General features: G+C 54.0%; 13 protein-coding genes. 10 read left to right on the forward strand and 3 right to left on the reverse strand.

The features are described from left to right. Positions 1 to 46: 46 nt before the first annotated feature. The 8 genes from NYE48_RS12485 (at position 47) to NYE48_RS12520 (ending at position 9,187) form a co-directional block, all read left to right on the forward strand. On the forward strand, positions 47 to 2,353 hold the full coding sequence (locus tag NYE48_RS12485) for an Ig-like domain-containing protein (protein WP_340998929.1): 2,307 nt from the start codon (positions 47 to 49) through the stop codon (positions 2,351 to 2,353). Positions 2,354 to 2,468: 115 nt separating this feature from the next. Next, positions 2,469 to 3,557: a stalk domain-containing protein gene (locus NYE48_RS12490; RefSeq protein ID WP_340998930.1), complete on the forward strand. Its 1,089-nt coding sequence runs from the start codon at positions 2,469 to 2,471 to the stop codon at positions 3,555 to 3,557. 172 nt (positions 3,558 to 3,729) lie between these two features. Further along, entirely contained in the window at positions 3,730 to 5,682 is a 1,953-nt protein-coding gene (locus NYE48_RS12495) for an acyltransferase family protein (RefSeq protein WP_340998931.1), read from the forward strand. A gap of 116 nt (positions 5,683 to 5,798) precedes the next feature. After that, positions 5,799 to 6,311, forward strand: a complete 513-nt coding sequence (locus tag NYE48_RS12500; RefSeq protein WP_340998932.1) for an RNA polymerase sigma factor — start codon at positions 5,799 to 5,801, stop codon at positions 6,309 to 6,311. Further along, positions 6,308 to 7,195 (forward strand): DUF3298 domain-containing protein, encoded by an 888-nt coding sequence (locus NYE48_RS12505; protein WP_340998933.1) that lies wholly within the window; start codon positions 6,308 to 6,310, stop codon positions 7,193 to 7,195. The genes NYE48_RS12500 and NYE48_RS12505 overlap by 4 nt, the downstream gene beginning before the upstream one ends. Positions 7,196 to 7,344: 149 nt before the next feature. Continuing rightward, positions 7,345 to 7,827 carry an RrF2 family transcriptional regulator gene (locus NYE48_RS12510; RefSeq protein WP_340998934.1) on the forward strand — a complete coding sequence of 161 codons (483 nt, stop codon included), beginning with the start codon at positions 7,345 to 7,347 and terminating at the stop codon, positions 7,825 to 7,827. Positions 7,828 to 7,906: 79 nt separating this feature from the next. Next, on the forward strand, positions 7,907 to 8,143 hold the full coding sequence (locus NYE48_RS12515) for a DUF896 domain-containing protein (protein ID WP_197070036.1): 237 nt from the start codon (positions 7,907 to 7,909) through the stop codon (positions 8,141 to 8,143). Positions 8,144 to 8,161: 18 nt separating this feature from the next. Continuing rightward, on the forward strand, positions 8,162 to 9,187 hold the full coding sequence (locus NYE48_RS12520; protein WP_212947474.1) for an LLM class flavin-dependent oxidoreductase: 1,026 nt from the start codon (positions 8,162 to 8,164) through the stop codon (positions 9,185 to 9,187). A gap of 51 nt (positions 9,188 to 9,238) precedes the next feature. Here the strand turns inward: NYE48_RS12520 and NYE48_RS12525 are convergent, their stop codons facing one another. Continuing rightward, entirely contained in the window at positions 9,239 to 10,336 is a 1,098-nt protein-coding gene (locus tag NYE48_RS12525; RefSeq protein ID WP_212947473.1) for a hypothetical protein, read from the reverse strand. Between the two features lie 12 nt (positions 10,337 to 10,348). Next, complete coding sequence (locus tag NYE48_RS12530; protein WP_340998935.1) at positions 10,349 to 11,422, reverse strand: SPFH domain-containing protein; 1,074 nt, start codon at positions 11,420 to 11,422, stop codon at positions 10,349 to 10,351. 234 nt (positions 11,423 to 11,656) lie between these two features. Here NYE48_RS12530 and NYE48_RS12535 point away from each other — a divergent pair, with 234 nt between their 5' ends. Further along, on the forward strand, positions 11,657 to 14,248 hold the full coding sequence (locus tag NYE48_RS12535; protein WP_340998936.1) for a beta-N-acetylglucosaminidase domain-containing protein: 2,592 nt from the start codon (positions 11,657 to 11,659) through the stop codon (positions 14,246 to 14,248). 109 nt (positions 14,249 to 14,357) lie between these two features. Here NYE48_RS12535 and NYE48_RS12540 read toward each other — a convergent pair whose 3' ends face one another. Beyond that, positions 14,358 to 14,708 carry a VOC family protein gene (locus tag NYE48_RS12540; protein ID WP_212947471.1) on the reverse strand — a complete coding sequence of 117 codons (351 nt, stop codon included), beginning with the start codon at positions 14,706 to 14,708 and terminating at the stop codon, positions 14,358 to 14,360. Between the two features lie 414 nt (positions 14,709 to 15,122). On the opposite strand from NYE48_RS12540, the gene NYE48_RS12545 reads away from it, so the two are divergent. Continuing rightward, on the forward strand, positions 15,123 to 16,514 hold the full coding sequence (locus NYE48_RS12545; RefSeq protein WP_212947470.1) for an MATE family efflux transporter: 1,392 nt from the start codon (positions 15,123 to 15,125) through the stop codon (positions 16,512 to 16,514). Positions 16,515 to 16,555 lie beyond the last annotated feature (41 nt).

A 16,555-nucleotide genomic window follows, 5' to 3' on the forward strand; every position in this document is an offset into this window, starting at 1 on the left:
CCGTTTCGACGCCGTTCGCATTATGGACAAAGGAAGTGAGGAACTTATGGCAGCCGAACAGAAACGGGGAATGATCCGGACCCGTAAAAAAGGGTTGGCCAAACTCGGAATTTGTCTGGTTTTGATGGTGTTTCTGGCACTCTCCTGCATTCCCCCTTCGTCGGCAACGGCCGCTGCGCAGATTTCGATCGATCCTCCCGGCGCCGGCGGACCGTTAGGCCCTGGAATCACCCGTTTGACGGGAACGTACAGCGGCGTATATGACATCGAAATCGCGGTGAACGGCGATTCGATCGCAAGCGCCCATATGGAAGGAGAGGAGGCGGGCACCTGGTATGCGGATATCGACCTTTCGAAGCATGACGGTACGATCGAACTCGCGGCAAGAGGCAAGGACGAAACTACCCGCTACATGGTATGGTCTCCGTTCCTGCTAATCGAGGTGGACAATCCGCAGGCGAACGTTCCAAGGGTCGAGGTGATCAGCCCCACCGAGCAGGAGTTGGCCGAGGGAGAAACCGCCGTTGATGTCGGGGTTTCCGGCAAAAATGCTATCGCGCGCGTTCAGGTGAGGATCAACGGCGGGGAGTGGGAGGATGCCAATCCGTCCCTAAGGGGATATTCGCTGGTTTGGGATACCCGGTCCGTGTCCGGCCGGGTGAATAGCTTGGAAGCGAGGGCAGAAGACGTAAACGGAAATATCGGGTTCAGCCCGACCCTATACGTCAAAGCCGGGGGTTCCGCGGAGATGGAACAAGACGCTTCTTCTGCGGTAACCCAAGACGTATACAGTCAAGACCGGGCGTTATGGATATGGGAAAACGAGTCCTATCCGCTCGTATTGAACCCGGGCGCAAGGACGGTATTGGATGCGATGTCGACCGATACGGACACGTTCGGCCAAGACCCGATCCGAACCTGGTATTTGGCCGTAGGCAATTATAACGGCATTCGCATGCTGGAAGACAAACGCCCGGAAGTCCGCCAATTTATCGGGTGGGCGCATGATCGCGGTTATCGGGTTCAGGCTTTGATTGCCGGCGGCACGACCCCTCCGTATTTCGGGGCTTATGAAAGGTATCGGGAGCAGGCGGTAGCCGAGTTCGAACAGATCTTGAATTACAACTTGTCCTCCGGCGAGCATGAACGGTTCGATGGGGTCAACATCGATACCGAGCCGTACAGCCTGCCTGATTTCAAAAGCGGCAAACCTTCGGTACAGGTGCAATACTTGGATATGCTCCAAGCGTTGATGGACCGCAAAAGAGCCTCGGGCTTGTCCTTGCATGTCGGGGCGGCCATTCCCCGCTGGTTCGACACTTCCGCGGATGCTACGGATATAGTTTGGAAGGGTGATTTGAAACCGCTTTCTGAACATGTTCAGGATACGCTGGACTACATCTCCATCATGGACTATCGCGATCAGGCGGAAGGAACGGCCGGGATCATCGAACAGGCGCGGGGCGAAATCGAGTATGCCAATAAGATCGGAAAACCGTATTCCGTCGTGATCGGCGTGGAAACGAAAGACATCGCCGACGGCGGAGATCCCGAAACGATCAGCTTTAGCGAGGAAGGAAGGCAGCATATGGAGGCGGAGCTGGAGAAAGTGTACGCTGCTTTTGCAGGGAATCCGGCTTTCGGGGGCATCGCCGTGCACCATTATGATTCGCTTCGGAGGCTTCCTTCCGTCTGGGGACCCCAAGCGGTCTTTTGGCAGGCACCGCCGGACACCGAGCCGCCCACGGCCGTTTCGGGAGCGCTGAAGGCAACCGTGTTCGACTATCAGCGCATCGACCTAGCTTATGGTGCGGCCGCGGATAACGCAGCCGTTCAGGAGTACCGCATTTACCGGGGGACCAGCACGAACTTTCCGCTGGACGCAGCGCATTTGGCTGGCGTATCCACCAAACTCAGCTTCCGGGACGCGGGCCTGCTGCCCGACACGAAATACGTATATCGAATTACGGCCGTGGACGCTTCCGGAAACGAAGGACCGCCAAGCGACCCGATCAAAGCGAAAACGGAACATACTTCCTTAAAACCGTTGATCGTGTCCGGCATGGAGCTTCAATATGACGGTTCTAAAGCGGTCGTTTCCCTGCAAGTGGCGGATTTGAAAACCGGGGAGGCGATCGGCGGCGCAAAAGTATCCGGAAGATTCACCTACATGGCGGGAAAATACGTCAACGGCACGGCTGCCGCCACGGGTTCCTTTCGCGCAAGCTCGGAAAACGTGTCGTCCCCGTCGGGGGAGATCGGTTTTGCTCCAAGACGCATCACGGCCCCCGGATATTATTGGGCCCAGGCCTATGATCGGAAGGGAGACGCGTCCGTCCGCTGGGGAAATTGAAAACGTCGCGAGACGTTTTTTTATTTTTTCCAAACTTTTTGCCTCTTCTCCTGCGTCCTAGCCCATGAGTGCGAGCAAAAGACACTTTGAATAGAGAGATGGAGGACAAAAAGATATGAAAAAGAAAACGATCAAACAAATGGCGTTAACCGCGGCAGGCTGTGCGGCTATTCTAGGCATCAGCGCGGCAGGTGTGCCGGTCCATGCCATGGCTTCCGTGCAAGCCCCTGCCCCGGCAGCGGTTAACATGAAAACGGGAGTTCCGGCAGCGAAAGGCGTAAAGGTACAGGAGAAAACATTGAAGTCGGCAAACGGGAATCTGAAGGCTCACATCCAAGTGCCCCAACTCTCCGGGATGCTGGATCGGCGCTATCAGGATGAAATGAACGACATCATTTTGTCGCATGCCCAAAAAGATTTGGCGAACTGGGAGAAAAATGCCGCGGATGCGGCCGCAAAAGCGAAATCGGCCCATCTCGAATACCGTCCGTACGAGCTGTATATGACCTACAGCCTGAAGTCTGACGGCACCGGAACCCCGGCCGGCATCATTTCGTTGGTGGTGACTACCGAAGGGTTCGCGGGAGGAACAAGCATGCCGCGGATCGATACGTACAACGTGAAAAATGCTGCCGCAGCCGAGCGGGTGACGCTCTCCGACCTGCTGGGGGACGATTACAAGGCAAAACTCGATGCCGACATTCTTGCGCAAATGAAAAAAGATCCCGACAAATACTTCCTGGAGGATTACAAAGGAACGTTCGAGGAGCAAACCTTCTATATCGAAAACGGCGAGCTGGTCGTCGTGTTCCCGAAGTACAGCATTGGGCCGGGGTATATCGGCTCGCCGGAGTTTCGATTCGACCTGAAAGGGAAAACGGGCTTGAAAACAAAACCGGAAGCGGCCCGGAAACTGGACTTGAAAAAGACCGCAAAATATAAAAATGCCCACGGCATCGAGATGGTGGCTTTGCGCGACGCAGCTCGGCAATTGGGATACGAACTCCAGTGGAATCCGTCCGCCAAAACGGCCGAGCTGAGAAAAGGGGCACAATTTACGCGCGTAACCGTGGGCCAAAACGCATACTTTTTCGCCAAAACGGCTCCAAAAGCATTAAACGCCGCGCCCGTGCTTCAGCAAAACAAGCTGTATGTTCCTCTTCAATTCGTATCCGATATTCTGCAAGCGGAAATTCAGCGGTAACTTCTCAAACCCCTGTCTTTTCGTTACAAAAACAAAAGGCATTCCGACAGCAACTCTGCTCGGGATGCCTTTTTTATCATTTAATGGATGTTCCAGTTAATTCCACCAACTTTTCGCATATGTCCCGGCGTCCTGTCTATGAACAACAAATGAAAGGTTAGGATGAATGGCTATGATCGACAACATGAAGGTTAACAGCAACCGGCAACCACGGGGTTGGATGCCCCGAAGACCGGCCGAGGGCAAGCGGTATATGCCCGGACTCGACGGATTACGGGCATTTTCCGTCATCGCCGTTATGGCCTATCATTGGAACGCCAAATGGGCGCAGGGCGGATTTATCGGCGTCGGCATCTTTTTCGTCATCTCGGGTTATCTCATTTCGGATCAAATCATCCAGCAATGGCAAAGCCGGGGCAGGCTGAATCTCATCGATTTCTGGATCCGCAGGGCCCGCAGACTGCTCCCCGCGATGCTTGCCATGCTGGGGTTCGTCGCTTTATGGCTGTTATGCATCGAGCCCGGGAGACTGCAAGGCTTAAAGGGGGCTTTTTTATCCTCCGTATTTTATGCGAATAATTGGTGGCTCATCTTTCATAAAGTATCGTACTTCGAAAGTTTCGGCCCGCCATCGCCGATCGGGCATCTTTGGTCGCTGGCCATCGAAGAGCAGTTTTACTTGGTCTGGCCGCTGCTGCTGGTTGCAGGTATGCACATCTTTCCCCGGCGCGGCAAACTGGCGCTCATGATTGCGGCATTGGCCTGCGTTTCGGCACTGGCTATGTTCGGCATATACATACCGGGCGAGGACCCGAGCCGGGTTTATTACGGAACCGATACCCGGGCTTTTGCGCTCCTGATCGGGGCTGCCCTGGCCGTGGTCTGGCCAAGCCGGAAGCTGAGCGATAGAGTGACGGCAGGAGCCCGCGTCATGCTGGACATCGCCGGTTTTCTGGGACTCATAGCGCTAGCGGCACTCATCTACCGGACGGGCGAATATGACGATTTCCTGTACCGGGGAGGGTTGCTTGGCATCGCGGTCCTTTCCGCGGCCGTCATCGCGGTTCTTGCGCATCCTGCAAGCCGGGTCGGCCAAGTGATGGGCTGCAAGCCTTTGCGCTGGATCGGGGTCCGATCTTACAGCCTCTATATTTGGCATTTTCCCGTCATTATTTTAACGACCCCCGAGGTCGATACGGGAGGGGCCAACGCCCTTCGCATCTTGTTCCAGCTGTTCTTGAGTTTTTTTCTGGCAGCATGTTCCTACCAATGTATCGAAGAACCACTGCGTAGAGGAGGATTCCATATGAAACGAAATCAACCGTCTTTTGCCCGGAAACGGCGTTTAGGTCCCGTCATGTTATGCGTTATCGTTCCGGCGGTTTTGGTAGCGGCGGCCTGGGGCCGTTTTGCCCTGAATACGCACGAGCCGGCCGCGCATCTGGTCGAAGCGGATGGGGCGCCGGCCGAACAGGTTCAACCCCATGAGGGACCGGCGTCCGAAAATGAATATGAACACCCGGTTGACGCTCAAATTGCGGACCGCCCTTCACAGGATGCATCGTCGTCCCAGGCCAACGGAGAAAAATCTGCTGAACTCCAGCCGCTGGAAAAGGCGGAAAACCCGGCAGAGAACGTTTCGCAACCTTCCGGCCAAGGCATTACCGCAATCGGGGATTCGGTTATGCTGGACGCGGCGCCTTTTCTGGAAAAAAAGCTTCCCGGCATCGTCGTGGACGGCAAAGTAGGGCGGCAGATGCGCCAGGCCGCTGATGTTGTCGCCCGCTTAAAAGAACAAGGGCGGCTCGGGGACCGGATCATAATCGAGCTCGGCACCAACGGGCCTTTTAGCAAAAAGCAGCTGCGCTCCCTGCTGCAGACGCTTGGAGAGGACAAGCAGATCCTGCTGGTGAATACCCGGGTCCCTCGGAAATGGCAGGATGCCGTCAATGCGGATATTGCAGAAGTTTCCAATGAATTCGGGAACGTGACGGTAGTAGACTGGTATTCGGCAAGCGAAGGCAAGGACGGTTATTTCTACCACGACGGCGTGCATTTGAAACGAAGCGGTGCGTCGTTTTACGCTTCCATGCTTGCGGAGGCCGTTCTGGCGCAGAAAAAATAAATTTTTTTTCGCAACCGCCAAACTTTTTGCGCCCCTTCGTACGTCTTGCTTCCGTAAAGCGGGGACGGGGATCACGTCCTCCCCGCCAGCGACTAAACAGAGAAGGGTAATACGACATGTTGAACAGGAAAATGGAAAAGCTGCTGACGCGATGCATTAAAGAGCATAAAGAAAATGTGTACAGGCTCGCGTACAGTTACGTGAAAAATAAAGAAGATGCGCTCGATATCGTGCAGGATTCGATTTATAAAGCGATGACCCATATCGGCGGACTGAAGGATCCGGAAGCGGTCAAAAGCTGGTTTTACCGCATCGTGGTCAATACCGCACTCGATTTTCTCCGCAGGAACAAAAAGGTACGGACGATGGATCACGAAACGATCGACATGCATGTTTCCGGTACCGAAGACGATTATACGAATTTCGATTTGACACGGACGATGGAAGAGCTTCCCGAGAAATATAGAAGCGTGATCGTGCTGCGGTATTTTGAAGACATGAAAATCGAAGAAGTGGCCGCCGTGCTTGGCGAAAACGTGAATACGGTCAAAACGAGGCTGTATCAGGCGCTTCGGGTCATGCGGATCAAGATGGATGACGAACCCTCAAAGGAGATCAAACAAAGATGAACAAACACATGAAACATTTGCGAAAAGAGTATGACGACATCCCGATTCCGGACGAGCTGGACATGATCGTGGATCGGGCCATAAATACATCCTTGCGCAACCGCAAGCAAAAACGCGTGAAATATCGATGGATTTCCGGCGCTTGCGCCGCGGCGCTGCTGTTCCTGGTCACGATCAATGCCAGTCCCGCCGTCGCGAACGCTTTATCGGCCATCCCGGGCATGGACCGGGTCATCCAAGTGTTGACGCTTAAACAATACGTGGTTGAAGAAAAAAACTACGGCGCGAATATCAAAGTACCCGCCGTGACGAATCTGGACAATAAGGCGCTGGAGAGCGGGCTGAACGAAAAATACATGAAGGAAAACAAAGCGCTCTTCGACAAGTTCCAAACCGAAATCGAGGCATTGAAGAAACAAGGCGGCGGCCACCTGAACGTGGATGCCGGCTACGAAATCAAAACCGACACGGACGAAATCCTGTCCATCGAGCGTTATGTCGTCGAAAGCGCGGGCTCGTCTTCCGAGCAATTAAAGCTGGACACCATCGACAAAAAGAACCAGATCCTCATCACGCTGCCGATGCTGTTCAAGGACGATCAGTATATCCGGCTGATCAGCGGCAATATTAAAGAACAGATGAAGTCGCAGATGAAGGACAATCCGGACAAATTTTATTGGGTGCACGGCGCTTCCGATGTCCTGCCGACGGATGAATTCAAAGCGATCAAAAAGGATCAGAACTTCTACATCAATAAAAACGGCAAACTCGTCATCGTCTTCGACAAATACGAGGTAGCTCCGGGATATATGGGTTCCGTGGAATTCGAGATTCCGACCGAGGCCATTGCAAACGACTTGGTCAGCCATAATTACATCAAGTAGCGATACAGACCGGCATGGGGAGTTTCCCCGTGCCGGTTTTTGGGTCGTGCAGGGAGGACGGGGTTGATTTACACGGCGGATCGTATATAATGTATAAAGCGGATAAACAATATCCATGTTATACAAGATGAGGCAAGGTGACTTTATTCATGCACATGAAAACGGGCGTTGAGCAATCCGTCTATGCCATATTACTGCTGAATATGCTGCCGGACAAAGCGGTGCTTCCCGGAGAGGCGATCAGCCAACAGCTTGGCGTTTCGGCGAGCTATTTCCAAAAATTGCTGCGCAAACTCGTCAGCGCCGATCTGATCGCTTCCGTGCCCGGAATCAAAGGCGGGTTCAAGCTGAAGAAACGGATCGAAGAGATTCGCATTTACGACGTCTATCTTGCGATCGAGGGACAGCAGACGCTTTATTCCTCGAGCGGGATTTTGTGCGACATGCTTGAACTGAGGGAAGAGGACCGCTGCTGCTTGTTGTCCGATCTGATGGAAGAGGCCGAAAATGCCTGGAAATCGGTTCTGAAGAAAAAAACCGTAGCGGATTTGGCCGAAGAGATGAAGGCGGAACGTTTTGCGGGCAAACTAGAATCGCTAAAGGCATGGGTGCAGGATACCATGGTCATTTAAGAAAGTGATACGCGAATAAAATAACAATGCAAAAGGACATCCAAGGATCCCGGCTGCAAAAAAGAAAGAAGGAATGCAAATGATACCGACGTTGGCGCGCATTAACGAGTTGGCCAAAAAAGAACGCGAGGTCGGCTTAACGAACGCGGAGCGCGTGGAACAGCAGGTGCTTCGCGAAGACTATTTGCGCGAAATCCGCGGGCAGGTGCTCAAATCCTTTGAAGGGATCACGATCGTGGATCCGGAAGGCAACGACGTGACCCCCGAAAAGGTAAGGCAGCACCAAGTCAACGAAATGCGCAAGCTTCTCCAATAATGAATCGAGGTGAAGAACATGGATTCACGTGTTCAAAGCAAAAAACTAAACGACATCACGTACTCCGTTTTGGACCTGGCCCCGGTAACCGTGGGCAGCACGCCGTCGGAGGCGTTCAAAAACACGATGAGCCTCGCCCAGCATGCGGAAGCCTGGGGATATCACCGTTATTGGCTGGCCGAACATCATAACATGCCGGGGATCGGCAGCTCCGCAACTTCGGTCGTCATCGGCTATGTGGCGGGCGGAACCGAAAAGATCCGCGTCGGATCGGGAGGCATTATGCTGCCCAACCATGCGCCGCTTGTCATCGCCGAACAGTTCGGCACGCTGGAAGCGATGTATCCCGGCCGGATCGACCTCGGGCTCGGCAGGGCTCCGGGAACCGACCAGGTGACCGCCATGGCGCTGCGCCGCGATGTGCGCGCGGACGGCTCGGAATTCCCCGAGCAATTGGAGCAGCTGCGGGCATATTTTGACCCGAATTCCAGATACAAACGCGTAAGGGCATTTCCGGGGGAAGGGCAGAAGGTGCCGATTTGGCTGCTCGGCTCGAGCGGATTCAGTTCCGCGCTCGCCGCAAGGCTGGGATTGCCGTTTTCGTTCGCGAGCCATTTTTCGCCCGAATATACGATCCCTGCGCTGACGCAATACCGCGAGCAGTTTCAGCCATCGGAAGATTTGGAGCGGCCGCATGCGATGGTCGGCGTCAACGTGTTCGCGGCGGATACGACGGAGGAAGCCGAGTTTATCGCCACTTCGTTCCAGCAGCAATTTTTAAGCATGATCCGGAACACGCCGGGACAGCTGCCGCCTCCGGTCAAATCGATGGACGGCTTATGGACCGAACAGGAAAAATATATCGTCATGAGCAGGCTCACGACCGCGATCATCGGCAATCCCGATCAGGTCAAACGCCAGCTGCAGGCGTTCCTCGACGAAACCCAGGCGGACGAAATGATCATCAACTCGGCCATTTACGATCACAAGGCCCGTCTGCGTTCGTACGAAATCGTGGCGGAAATCACGGGCATGAAGCAATAAACCGAAAAGACCGGCGCGGGATGTTTCCGCTGACCGGTCTTTTTTGCGCATTTAAGATAAATTGAGATACCAAATGATGCCCGCTGCGATGGCTGCGCAAAAGAGGATAAAAAACGTAATTTTCCATCCGCTGCGCGGCACTTTGCCGCTGACGCTGCCTGTCTCGCCGTTTACCATGTAATGGTAAGTTTTGTTCTTGAACGTATACGTCGCATTCCACAAAGGCAGCAAAATATGTTTGTACGTCCTGTCGTAATACCCCGTGTCGATCTCCAAATTCCGGATCTCGTCCCCGCCGATTTTGCTTTTGATCCGGCTTTCGAGCGCTTGATCGATCCGGTATCTCGCCTCCGACCACCCGTCGCGCAAGGAAACGTTATATCGTTCGGCCACGAAGCCGCTCAAAAATTCGGGTTTGTACGGCAACAGATCCTCAAGGCTGAAATCGTCGAACCGTTCGATGATTCTGCCGTCATGGCGGCTGGAAGCAGGGATAAGCACGTCGTTGAAAAATTGGCTGTACGAACCGCTGGTCGAATGCCACACGGTATAACGAACCTGTTCCTCATACGTTTCCGTTTTGCCGTCCACGGTTCGCGTCCGCGTTTCGGTCCGGTAATGGTGGGTCCCGACTTCAGCCTCGTAATCGGAATGCGTTTGGGCGTCAAAGGTCCAGAAGGGCACGTAAATCCCAGTCACGTTGGAATGGGTATGCTGCCTTTTGAACGCGTTCGGCACAAACCACTTTTTCTTTTTCCATTTCAGGAATAATTCGTTGGCTTTTTCCTTCGTGATATGGAAGGGGATGATGGATTCGGGCCGGATGCTATCGTCGCTGCCCTGGGGCAGCACCTTGGGAGAACCGCAAAACGCGCACGTGAGCGCCGTCTGCTGAACCGGAATCAGCGTCTCGGCGCCGCAGCTTTCGCATTTGATGACCTGCTGCTCCGTCCCCCAATCCCTTAAGGCTTCATCGTTTTCGTCCGAAAAATCCAGCTCGTATTCGACGGGCTCCTCATATTCCTCGGGAAGATCGATCGGCGCCAGCTGCCCGCAATACGTGCATTTCATCTGCTGGCTTTCGGCATCGAACACCATCTGCGCGCCGCATCCGGAACATGGGAAACGAATCGGTGCTTCTACCGTCATCTTCGACCTCCTTTACGCCTTCGTGCCGCAATTCGGGCAAAACTTCATGCCGGGTTCAAGCGCGCCGCCGCATTCCGTGCAAAATTTCTTTTCGGGTCTCGGCGTGCCGCATTCCGGACAAAACTTCTCGCTCGGTTTCAGCCCGTGCCCGCAGGAACCGCAAGGCTCCGTCGTTTCCGCGGCGGAAGGGGCCGGCGCAGCCGACGGAGACGGAGCGGAAGGTCCGGGGGTCATGTTCATCGCCTGGCCGAAGATTTGGCCCATCGCCATGCCGGCACCAAGGCCCGCGCCGGTTCCGGCAAGCCCGCCGTCCGGATTGTTTGCCGCTTCCCGAAGCGACTCGGCTGCCTGGAACTTCATGTATTGGTCCAAATTTCCGGCGATATTCATGGAAGACTTGCGGTCGATCATCTTTTCGACCTCTTCCGGGAGGGAGATGTTTTCGATGAAAAATCCCGAGAGCGACAGCCCCATGCCGTTGAATATCGGCTCAAGCTTGGTTTGGGCGGCGGCGCTCAGCTCGTCGTAATGAAGCGCGATATCCATGATCGGGATTTTGGCTTCGCCGATCAGATCGGTAAGGCCGGAAACGATGACCGATTTCAGGTACCCTCCGATCTGGTCGGCCGTAAAAGACGATTGGGTACCGAAAATTTCCTTTAAAAACAACGCCGGATCCTGCACGCGGAATGCATAGCTTCCGAAACCGCGCATGCGGATGGCGCCGAATTCCGGATCGCGCATCATGATCGGGTTGGTGGTGCCCCATTTTTGGTCGGTGAAATTCCGGGTATTCACAAAATAGACGTCGGCCTTAAACGGCGAGTTAAATGCGTATTTCCAGGATTTTAATGCCGTCAGAACCGGCATGTTCTCCGTGCTGAGTATGTATCTTCCAGGACCGAACACGTCGGCGATTTGCCCCTCGTTCAGGAAGATGGCGGCTTGGGACTCGCGAACCGTGAGCTGGGCGCCCATTTTGATCGCTTTGTCGTATACCGGAAACTGATGAACGATTTCATTGGTGTTGTCGGTCCATTCAATGACTTCTATAAACTGGCCGCGAATAAAAGAAAACAATCCCATTCTTTAGGTCCTCCATTTCGGCTTCTTCAATCTTCTTCCATTCATTATACGTGAAAATAGCTGAGCCGTCCCAAGAAAATGGGATTTTGTCCCGAATTATGGTGAATGGTGCCAATGCAAGGGGCTTTAGGCGGAACATGAAGATGAAAATCTACCGTTTAACCGGTAGCGTTTGCAAGAAAGAGATTGCTATAATAGATATGATGAATATATAAGAAGCTGGGGGAGCACATCATGACGAAAAATGCTAGCAACGTTTCGAAACCATTGTACGAGCTGTATCCCGTTCCTCAATCGGTCGTTTCCTCGGGAGGGGAAGCGGTTTTGACGAAAGAAGTGCATATCGCCGTATTATCCGGCCTGAAGGAAGCGACGCTGCCCAAATTGCAAAAAGCGTTAAGCGACCAAGGTTTTACATATTCCGTATCCGACGGGCTGAAAGACGGGCAAACGCAAATCGTTTTAGCCGAAAAAAGCCAGGCCGGCCGGCTGTCAGGCACGGAGTACGCTTCCGATGTTCTCCCTGAACGCAAAGAAGCTTATGCCCTGTGCATCGGCGAAAAGGAAGGCTGCGGACAAATCGCGGTCGTCGGCAGCGACGCCGACGGCATTCATTACGGCGTCGTGACGCTGCTGCAAATGCTGGAGCAGTCGGACAACCGCCGCCTGAAAACCTGCCGGATCGTCGATTATCCGGAGATTTTGTACCGGGGATATATTGAAGGTTTTTACGGCTATCCATGGAGCCATGAGGACCGGATGGACCTGATGGAATTCGGCGGGCGTCAGAAGCTGAACTCTTATATTTACGCGCCGAAGGACGACCCGTATCATCGCAAGCATTGGCGGGACCTTTATCCGGAAGAGAAAGCGAAGGAAATCGCCGAACTTGCCGCGGCGGGACATGCCAACAACTTGAATTTCGTGTGGACCATCCATCCCGGGGATTCGATCGACCTTTCGTCGGAGGAGGATTTCCGGTCCGCGATCGCGAAGCTGGAGCAGCTGTACGCTTTGGGCGTGCGTCAATTCGGCGTCTTGTTCGACGATCTGGTCGGGGCTGCGGACGGCAAGCAGCAGGCGGAATTCATCAACCGGATCGACGGCGAATTCGTGAAACCGAAAGGCGACGTGCGGCCTTTGCTGACCGTCGGAACCCGGTATTGCGAAGCGTGGGGTCCTTCCATGACGGAGTATTTCAAACCGCTCGTCGAAACGCTGCATGACGACGTCGAAATTATGTGGACGGGTGCGGCCACGATGTCCAACATTTCGAAGGAACAGTATGACGCGCCGAAACGCCGGATCGGATCCGACCGCAACCTGTCCGTATGGTGGAATTATCCGGTCAACGACTATTGCGATTCGAAAATTTTGATGGGCAAAATCGAAAACCTGAGCCCCGACCTGGATAACGTCAACGGTTTTTTTGCCAATCCGATGAACCAGGCGCAGGCTTCCAAGCAGGCGCTGTTCTGCATTGCCGATCACAACTGGAATACGGACGCCTTTGATCCGGAACGCAGCTTTTCCGCATCATTTAAAGCGATAGCTCCCGAGGTGGCGGAGGATTTGGAAATTTTCGCGTCCAACAGCTGCCACCTGAAAGACGACGGCGGCGCGAGCGGGGATTTTTATTTTGACGAGTCCTGGGACGCAAAAAAAGACATCGCCGATTTGCGCGAAGGCTTCAAAAGCGGGCGGGACATTTCCGGGCCTGCGTCGGCGCTGCTTGCCCGGTTCGAGCGCATGGAACAAGCGGCGGACCGGATCCGGGAGAAGTGCCTCAACCGGAATCTGGTGGAAGAGTTGGATCCGTTCCTGCGCGCGTTCAAGCTGATGGCGCAAGCGGGACAACATGCCATTCACGCGGCGAACGCCATGCGGCGCGGGGATTTGATCGGCATGGAGCAGCATAACGAGGCGGCCTCCAAACGGCTGGCTGCCATGGACGAATGCAAAGTGAACCGATTGAAGGAGGAAAAACCGTTCGACTTCGCCGTGGATGTGGGAACCCTTGCCATCAAGCCGTTTATTTCGGACATGATCGTGCAAACGGCGGTCCAGGCGGGAACGGAGCAGCCTGTTCCGGAGCTTGGGTACGACCGGAAAAACATCGCTTTATCGTCATTGGGCGTTACGGCCAGCGCATCCAGCAGCGCGAACGAAAACGAAAATGCGTCGAAAACGATCGACGGCACCATCTCAAGCGGCAAATGGTGTTCGACCGAGGTCCGGCCGCATTTGACGATCGACCTGAAAGAGCCGAAGACGATCAGGCAGTATCGCATCATCAATTGCGGACATCCGGAGGCCAGGGAGTCGAAATACTGGAACACGAAACATGCCCAGATTTTGGTCAGCCTAGACGGCGAAAGTTTCACGCTCATCGACGAAATGACGGATAACCGGGCCGACGAAATCAATCGCATTTTGCCTCAGGACGTCCAGGCGCGGTATGTACGGCTTCAGATCATCGAACCTACTCAGATGAGCATCGAAGGAAGCGGACATACCCGGATTTACGGCTTCGAGTTGTTTGACGAGCGTTATCCGGAAATGTCCGAGAAGGTGCCGACGTCCGACATTCGTCTGGAAGCGTCGGGGAACGTGGTAATCGAGCGCGTGAAAAAAGGCGACGTCATTGCGCTGTTCGCATCGTTGCAGGCCGAAGCGCCGATTGCGGTATCGAAGCCGGCCGAAGCGGATGGGGAACGGATCGTATTCGAAGGCATTCCGCTTCCACAGTACGGCAACCGCATTTATGTCGAACGGACCAGCGGACTTCTGCTGCCTAGCGTCAGAACGTCGAAGGGGCTTGCATGATATAGGAAAACGGGGCGGGAGGAGACTCCGAAGGCAAAAAACGAAAAAGCACTCTCTCCGCATCCGGCAAGGATGCCGGGAGAGTGCTTTTTCATCTGCGGATGCAGGGTCATTGGTGCTCCAAAATATTGACCAGCCGGCCGAACGGATCGCGGACATAAAATCTTCGGACCCCCCAAGGTTCATCCGCCGGTCCGTATTCGATCCGAAACCCGCCCTCCTGCATGCGCCGGCAGGCTTCATCGACGTCATCGACTTCAATCGAAAGATCCGGTACGGGGGTGCCGGACCCGCCTTCGGAAGCAAAGCTGACTTGGGTCCTCATGGTTTCCGCGGTTCCGTATGTGGCAATCCAGCCATGATCCATCAATAGTTCCATTCCGAGAAGATCTTGATAAAAACGATTGGCTTCCGCAACATCCGTTGCCTCAATATTCGTGACGATCCTTTTTACTTTCATGCTGAGCGCCTCCTATCGATTTTTCTTCCGATCTTACGATCAATGACAACCTCGGCCTCCCATTCTGCGTACCATTTTCCGGATCGAACGACCAAGTTGCCGGACGCTGGTTGTTCATCGTCAACTATAAGATGCTCCTGCAAATGCCGCCCGAAATCCGTTCGAGCATGTATTTCATTATATCACCCGATGAAGCAGGTTTGCCATTTTCCTGCCGGGTTGAACAACGATTAGGCGGACTCCGAAATCTTTGTGTAAAATCGGTTGCTGCGTTTTCCCGGCCCGTAAGGACTGTAAATTTTGCCGAATTTTTTTGTGATTTTCGCTTGGATTTTCAAGCCACCGATGCTGCCTGATTATGGTATGCTTTTAGACAGTCAAGCAAGTCAAATCCAGCGGAAAAGAAGGAATGTTATGGCGTTATGGGTTCGGGAATCTTCGTTCTACAAAAACTTTTTTAGGCTAACGTTGCTGATCGCGCTCCAGAACATCATTACGCTCGGCGTGAACCTGTCCGATAATTTGCTGCTGGGCGGCTACAGCGAGTCGGCGTTGTCCGGGGTCGCGCTGGCGAATCAGATCCAGTTCGTATTGCAAATGCTGGTGATGGGCGCGTCAGAGGGGTTGGTCATTTTGTCGGCCAGAAGCTGGGGCGCGAAAAACCTGGAAGCCGTCAAAAAGGCGGCCAGCATCGGCATGCGGATCGCGCTTTTTGTCAGCGTTGTCATGTGGATCCTCGTGTTTGCGTTTCCGCACGGCTGCATGTCGCTTTTTACGAATGAAACGCGCGTCATTGAAGAAGGGGCGGCTTACTTAAGAATCATTTGTTTTTCTTATGTGTTTTTTGCCGTGACCAATGTGCTGCTCGCATCGCTTCGCAGCGTCGAAATCGTGAGGATCGGATTTATCGTATCTTTGTCCACGCTGATCATCAACGTATGTTTGAATTACGTGCTGATCTACGGGCATTTCGGGTTTCCGCGCATGGGGGTTAGCGGTTCGGCAACGGCCACGCTGGCGGCCAGAATCATTGAAACCGTCATCGTCGTCATTTTCATTAAACGTTTCGACCGCAGGCTGAGGCTTCGATTGAAGGATTTTTTTCAGATCGACAAGCCGTTGTTCGGCCAGTATTTGCGCATCGGTTCACCGATCTTGATGGCGAATTTGCTGTGGGCTTGCGCGATGGGGGCCCAGTCCGCCATTTTGGGGCACATGGGGGAAGCGGCGATTGCGGCCAACAGCGTGGCCACTACCGTATTCCAGCTCGTGACGGTCATTACGTACGCCTCGGCCAGCGCAACGGCGGTCGTGATCGGCAAGACGATCGGGGAAGGGCATGTCTCCAAAATCAAAACGTACAGCAAAACGCTCCAGCTTTTATACCTATTCATCGGACTTGCGACGGGGCTCGTGCTTTTCGTTACGAAAGATTACGTGATGGATTTGTACGCGATTTCCAGCGACGCCAAGGTGCTTGCGGTCCACTTCATGACGGTATTGTCGATTACGGTCGTCGGCACCGCGTACCAAATGCCTGCACTCACCGGCATCGTCCGGAGCGGGGGAGATACGAAATTCGTGCTGTACAACGATTTTATATTCATGTGGCTGATCGTGCTGCCCGCTTCAGCGCTTTGCGCCTTCGTCTTCGAGCTGTCGCCGCTGATCACGTTCATTTGCCTCAAATGCGACCAAATTCTCAAATGCTTCGTTGCCTTGGTGAAGGTGAACCGTTTCCGGTGGATCAGAACGTTCGCCACGGATCCCAAAAACCGCGATGCGACCGAAAATGCTGCCATATAAAGGGGTCACCTTCCCGCTCATCAGGTCAGATCAATCAGAAA

The organism is Paenibacillus sp. FSL M7-1455 (assembly GCF_038004655.1).
In the GTDB taxonomy this organism is placed as follows: Bacteria; Bacillota; Bacilli; order Paenibacillales; family Paenibacillaceae; genus Paenibacillus_AQ; species Paenibacillus_AQ cookii.

Coding starts and splice junctions, on each gene's coding strand:
- NYE48_RS12485 (WP_340998929.1), top strand. CDS start 47: ATGGCAGCCGAACAGAAACGGGGAATGATCCGGACCCGTAAAAAAGGG.
- NYE48_RS12490 (WP_340998930.1), top strand. CDS start 2,469: ATGAAAAAGAAAACGATCAAACAAATGGCGTTAACCGCGGCAGGCTGT.
- NYE48_RS12495 (WP_340998931.1), top strand. CDS start 3,730: ATGATCGACAACATGAAGGTTAACAGCAACCGGCAACCACGGGGTTGG.
- NYE48_RS12500 (WP_340998932.1), top strand. CDS start 5,799: ATGTTGAACAGGAAAATGGAAAAGCTGCTGACGCGATGCATTAAAGAG.
- NYE48_RS12505 (WP_340998933.1), top strand. CDS start 6,308: ATGAACAAACACATGAAACATTTGCGAAAAGAGTATGACGACATCCCG.
- NYE48_RS12510 (WP_340998934.1), top strand. CDS start 7,345: ATGCACATGAAAACGGGCGTTGAGCAATCCGTCTATGCCATATTACTG.
- NYE48_RS12515 (WP_197070036.1), top strand. CDS start 7,907: ATGATACCGACGTTGGCGCGCATTAACGAGTTGGCCAAAAAAGAACGC.
- NYE48_RS12520 (WP_212947474.1), top strand. CDS start 8,162: ATGGATTCACGTGTTCAAAGCAAAAAACTAAACGACATCACGTACTCC.
- NYE48_RS12525 (WP_212947473.1), bottom strand. CDS start 10,336: ATGACGGTAGAAGCACCGATTCGTTTCCCATGTTCCGGATGCGGCGCG.
- NYE48_RS12530 (WP_340998935.1), bottom strand. CDS start 11,422: ATGGGATTGTTTTCTTTTATTCGCGGCCAGTTTATAGAAGTCATTGAA.
- NYE48_RS12535 (WP_340998936.1), top strand. CDS start 11,657: ATGACGAAAAATGCTAGCAACGTTTCGAAACCATTGTACGAGCTGTAT.
- NYE48_RS12540 (WP_212947471.1), bottom strand. CDS start 14,708: ATGAAAGTAAAAAGGATCGTCACGAATATTGAGGCAACGGATGTTGCG.
- NYE48_RS12545 (WP_212947470.1), top strand. CDS start 15,123: ATGGCGTTATGGGTTCGGGAATCTTCGTTCTACAAAAACTTTTTTAGG.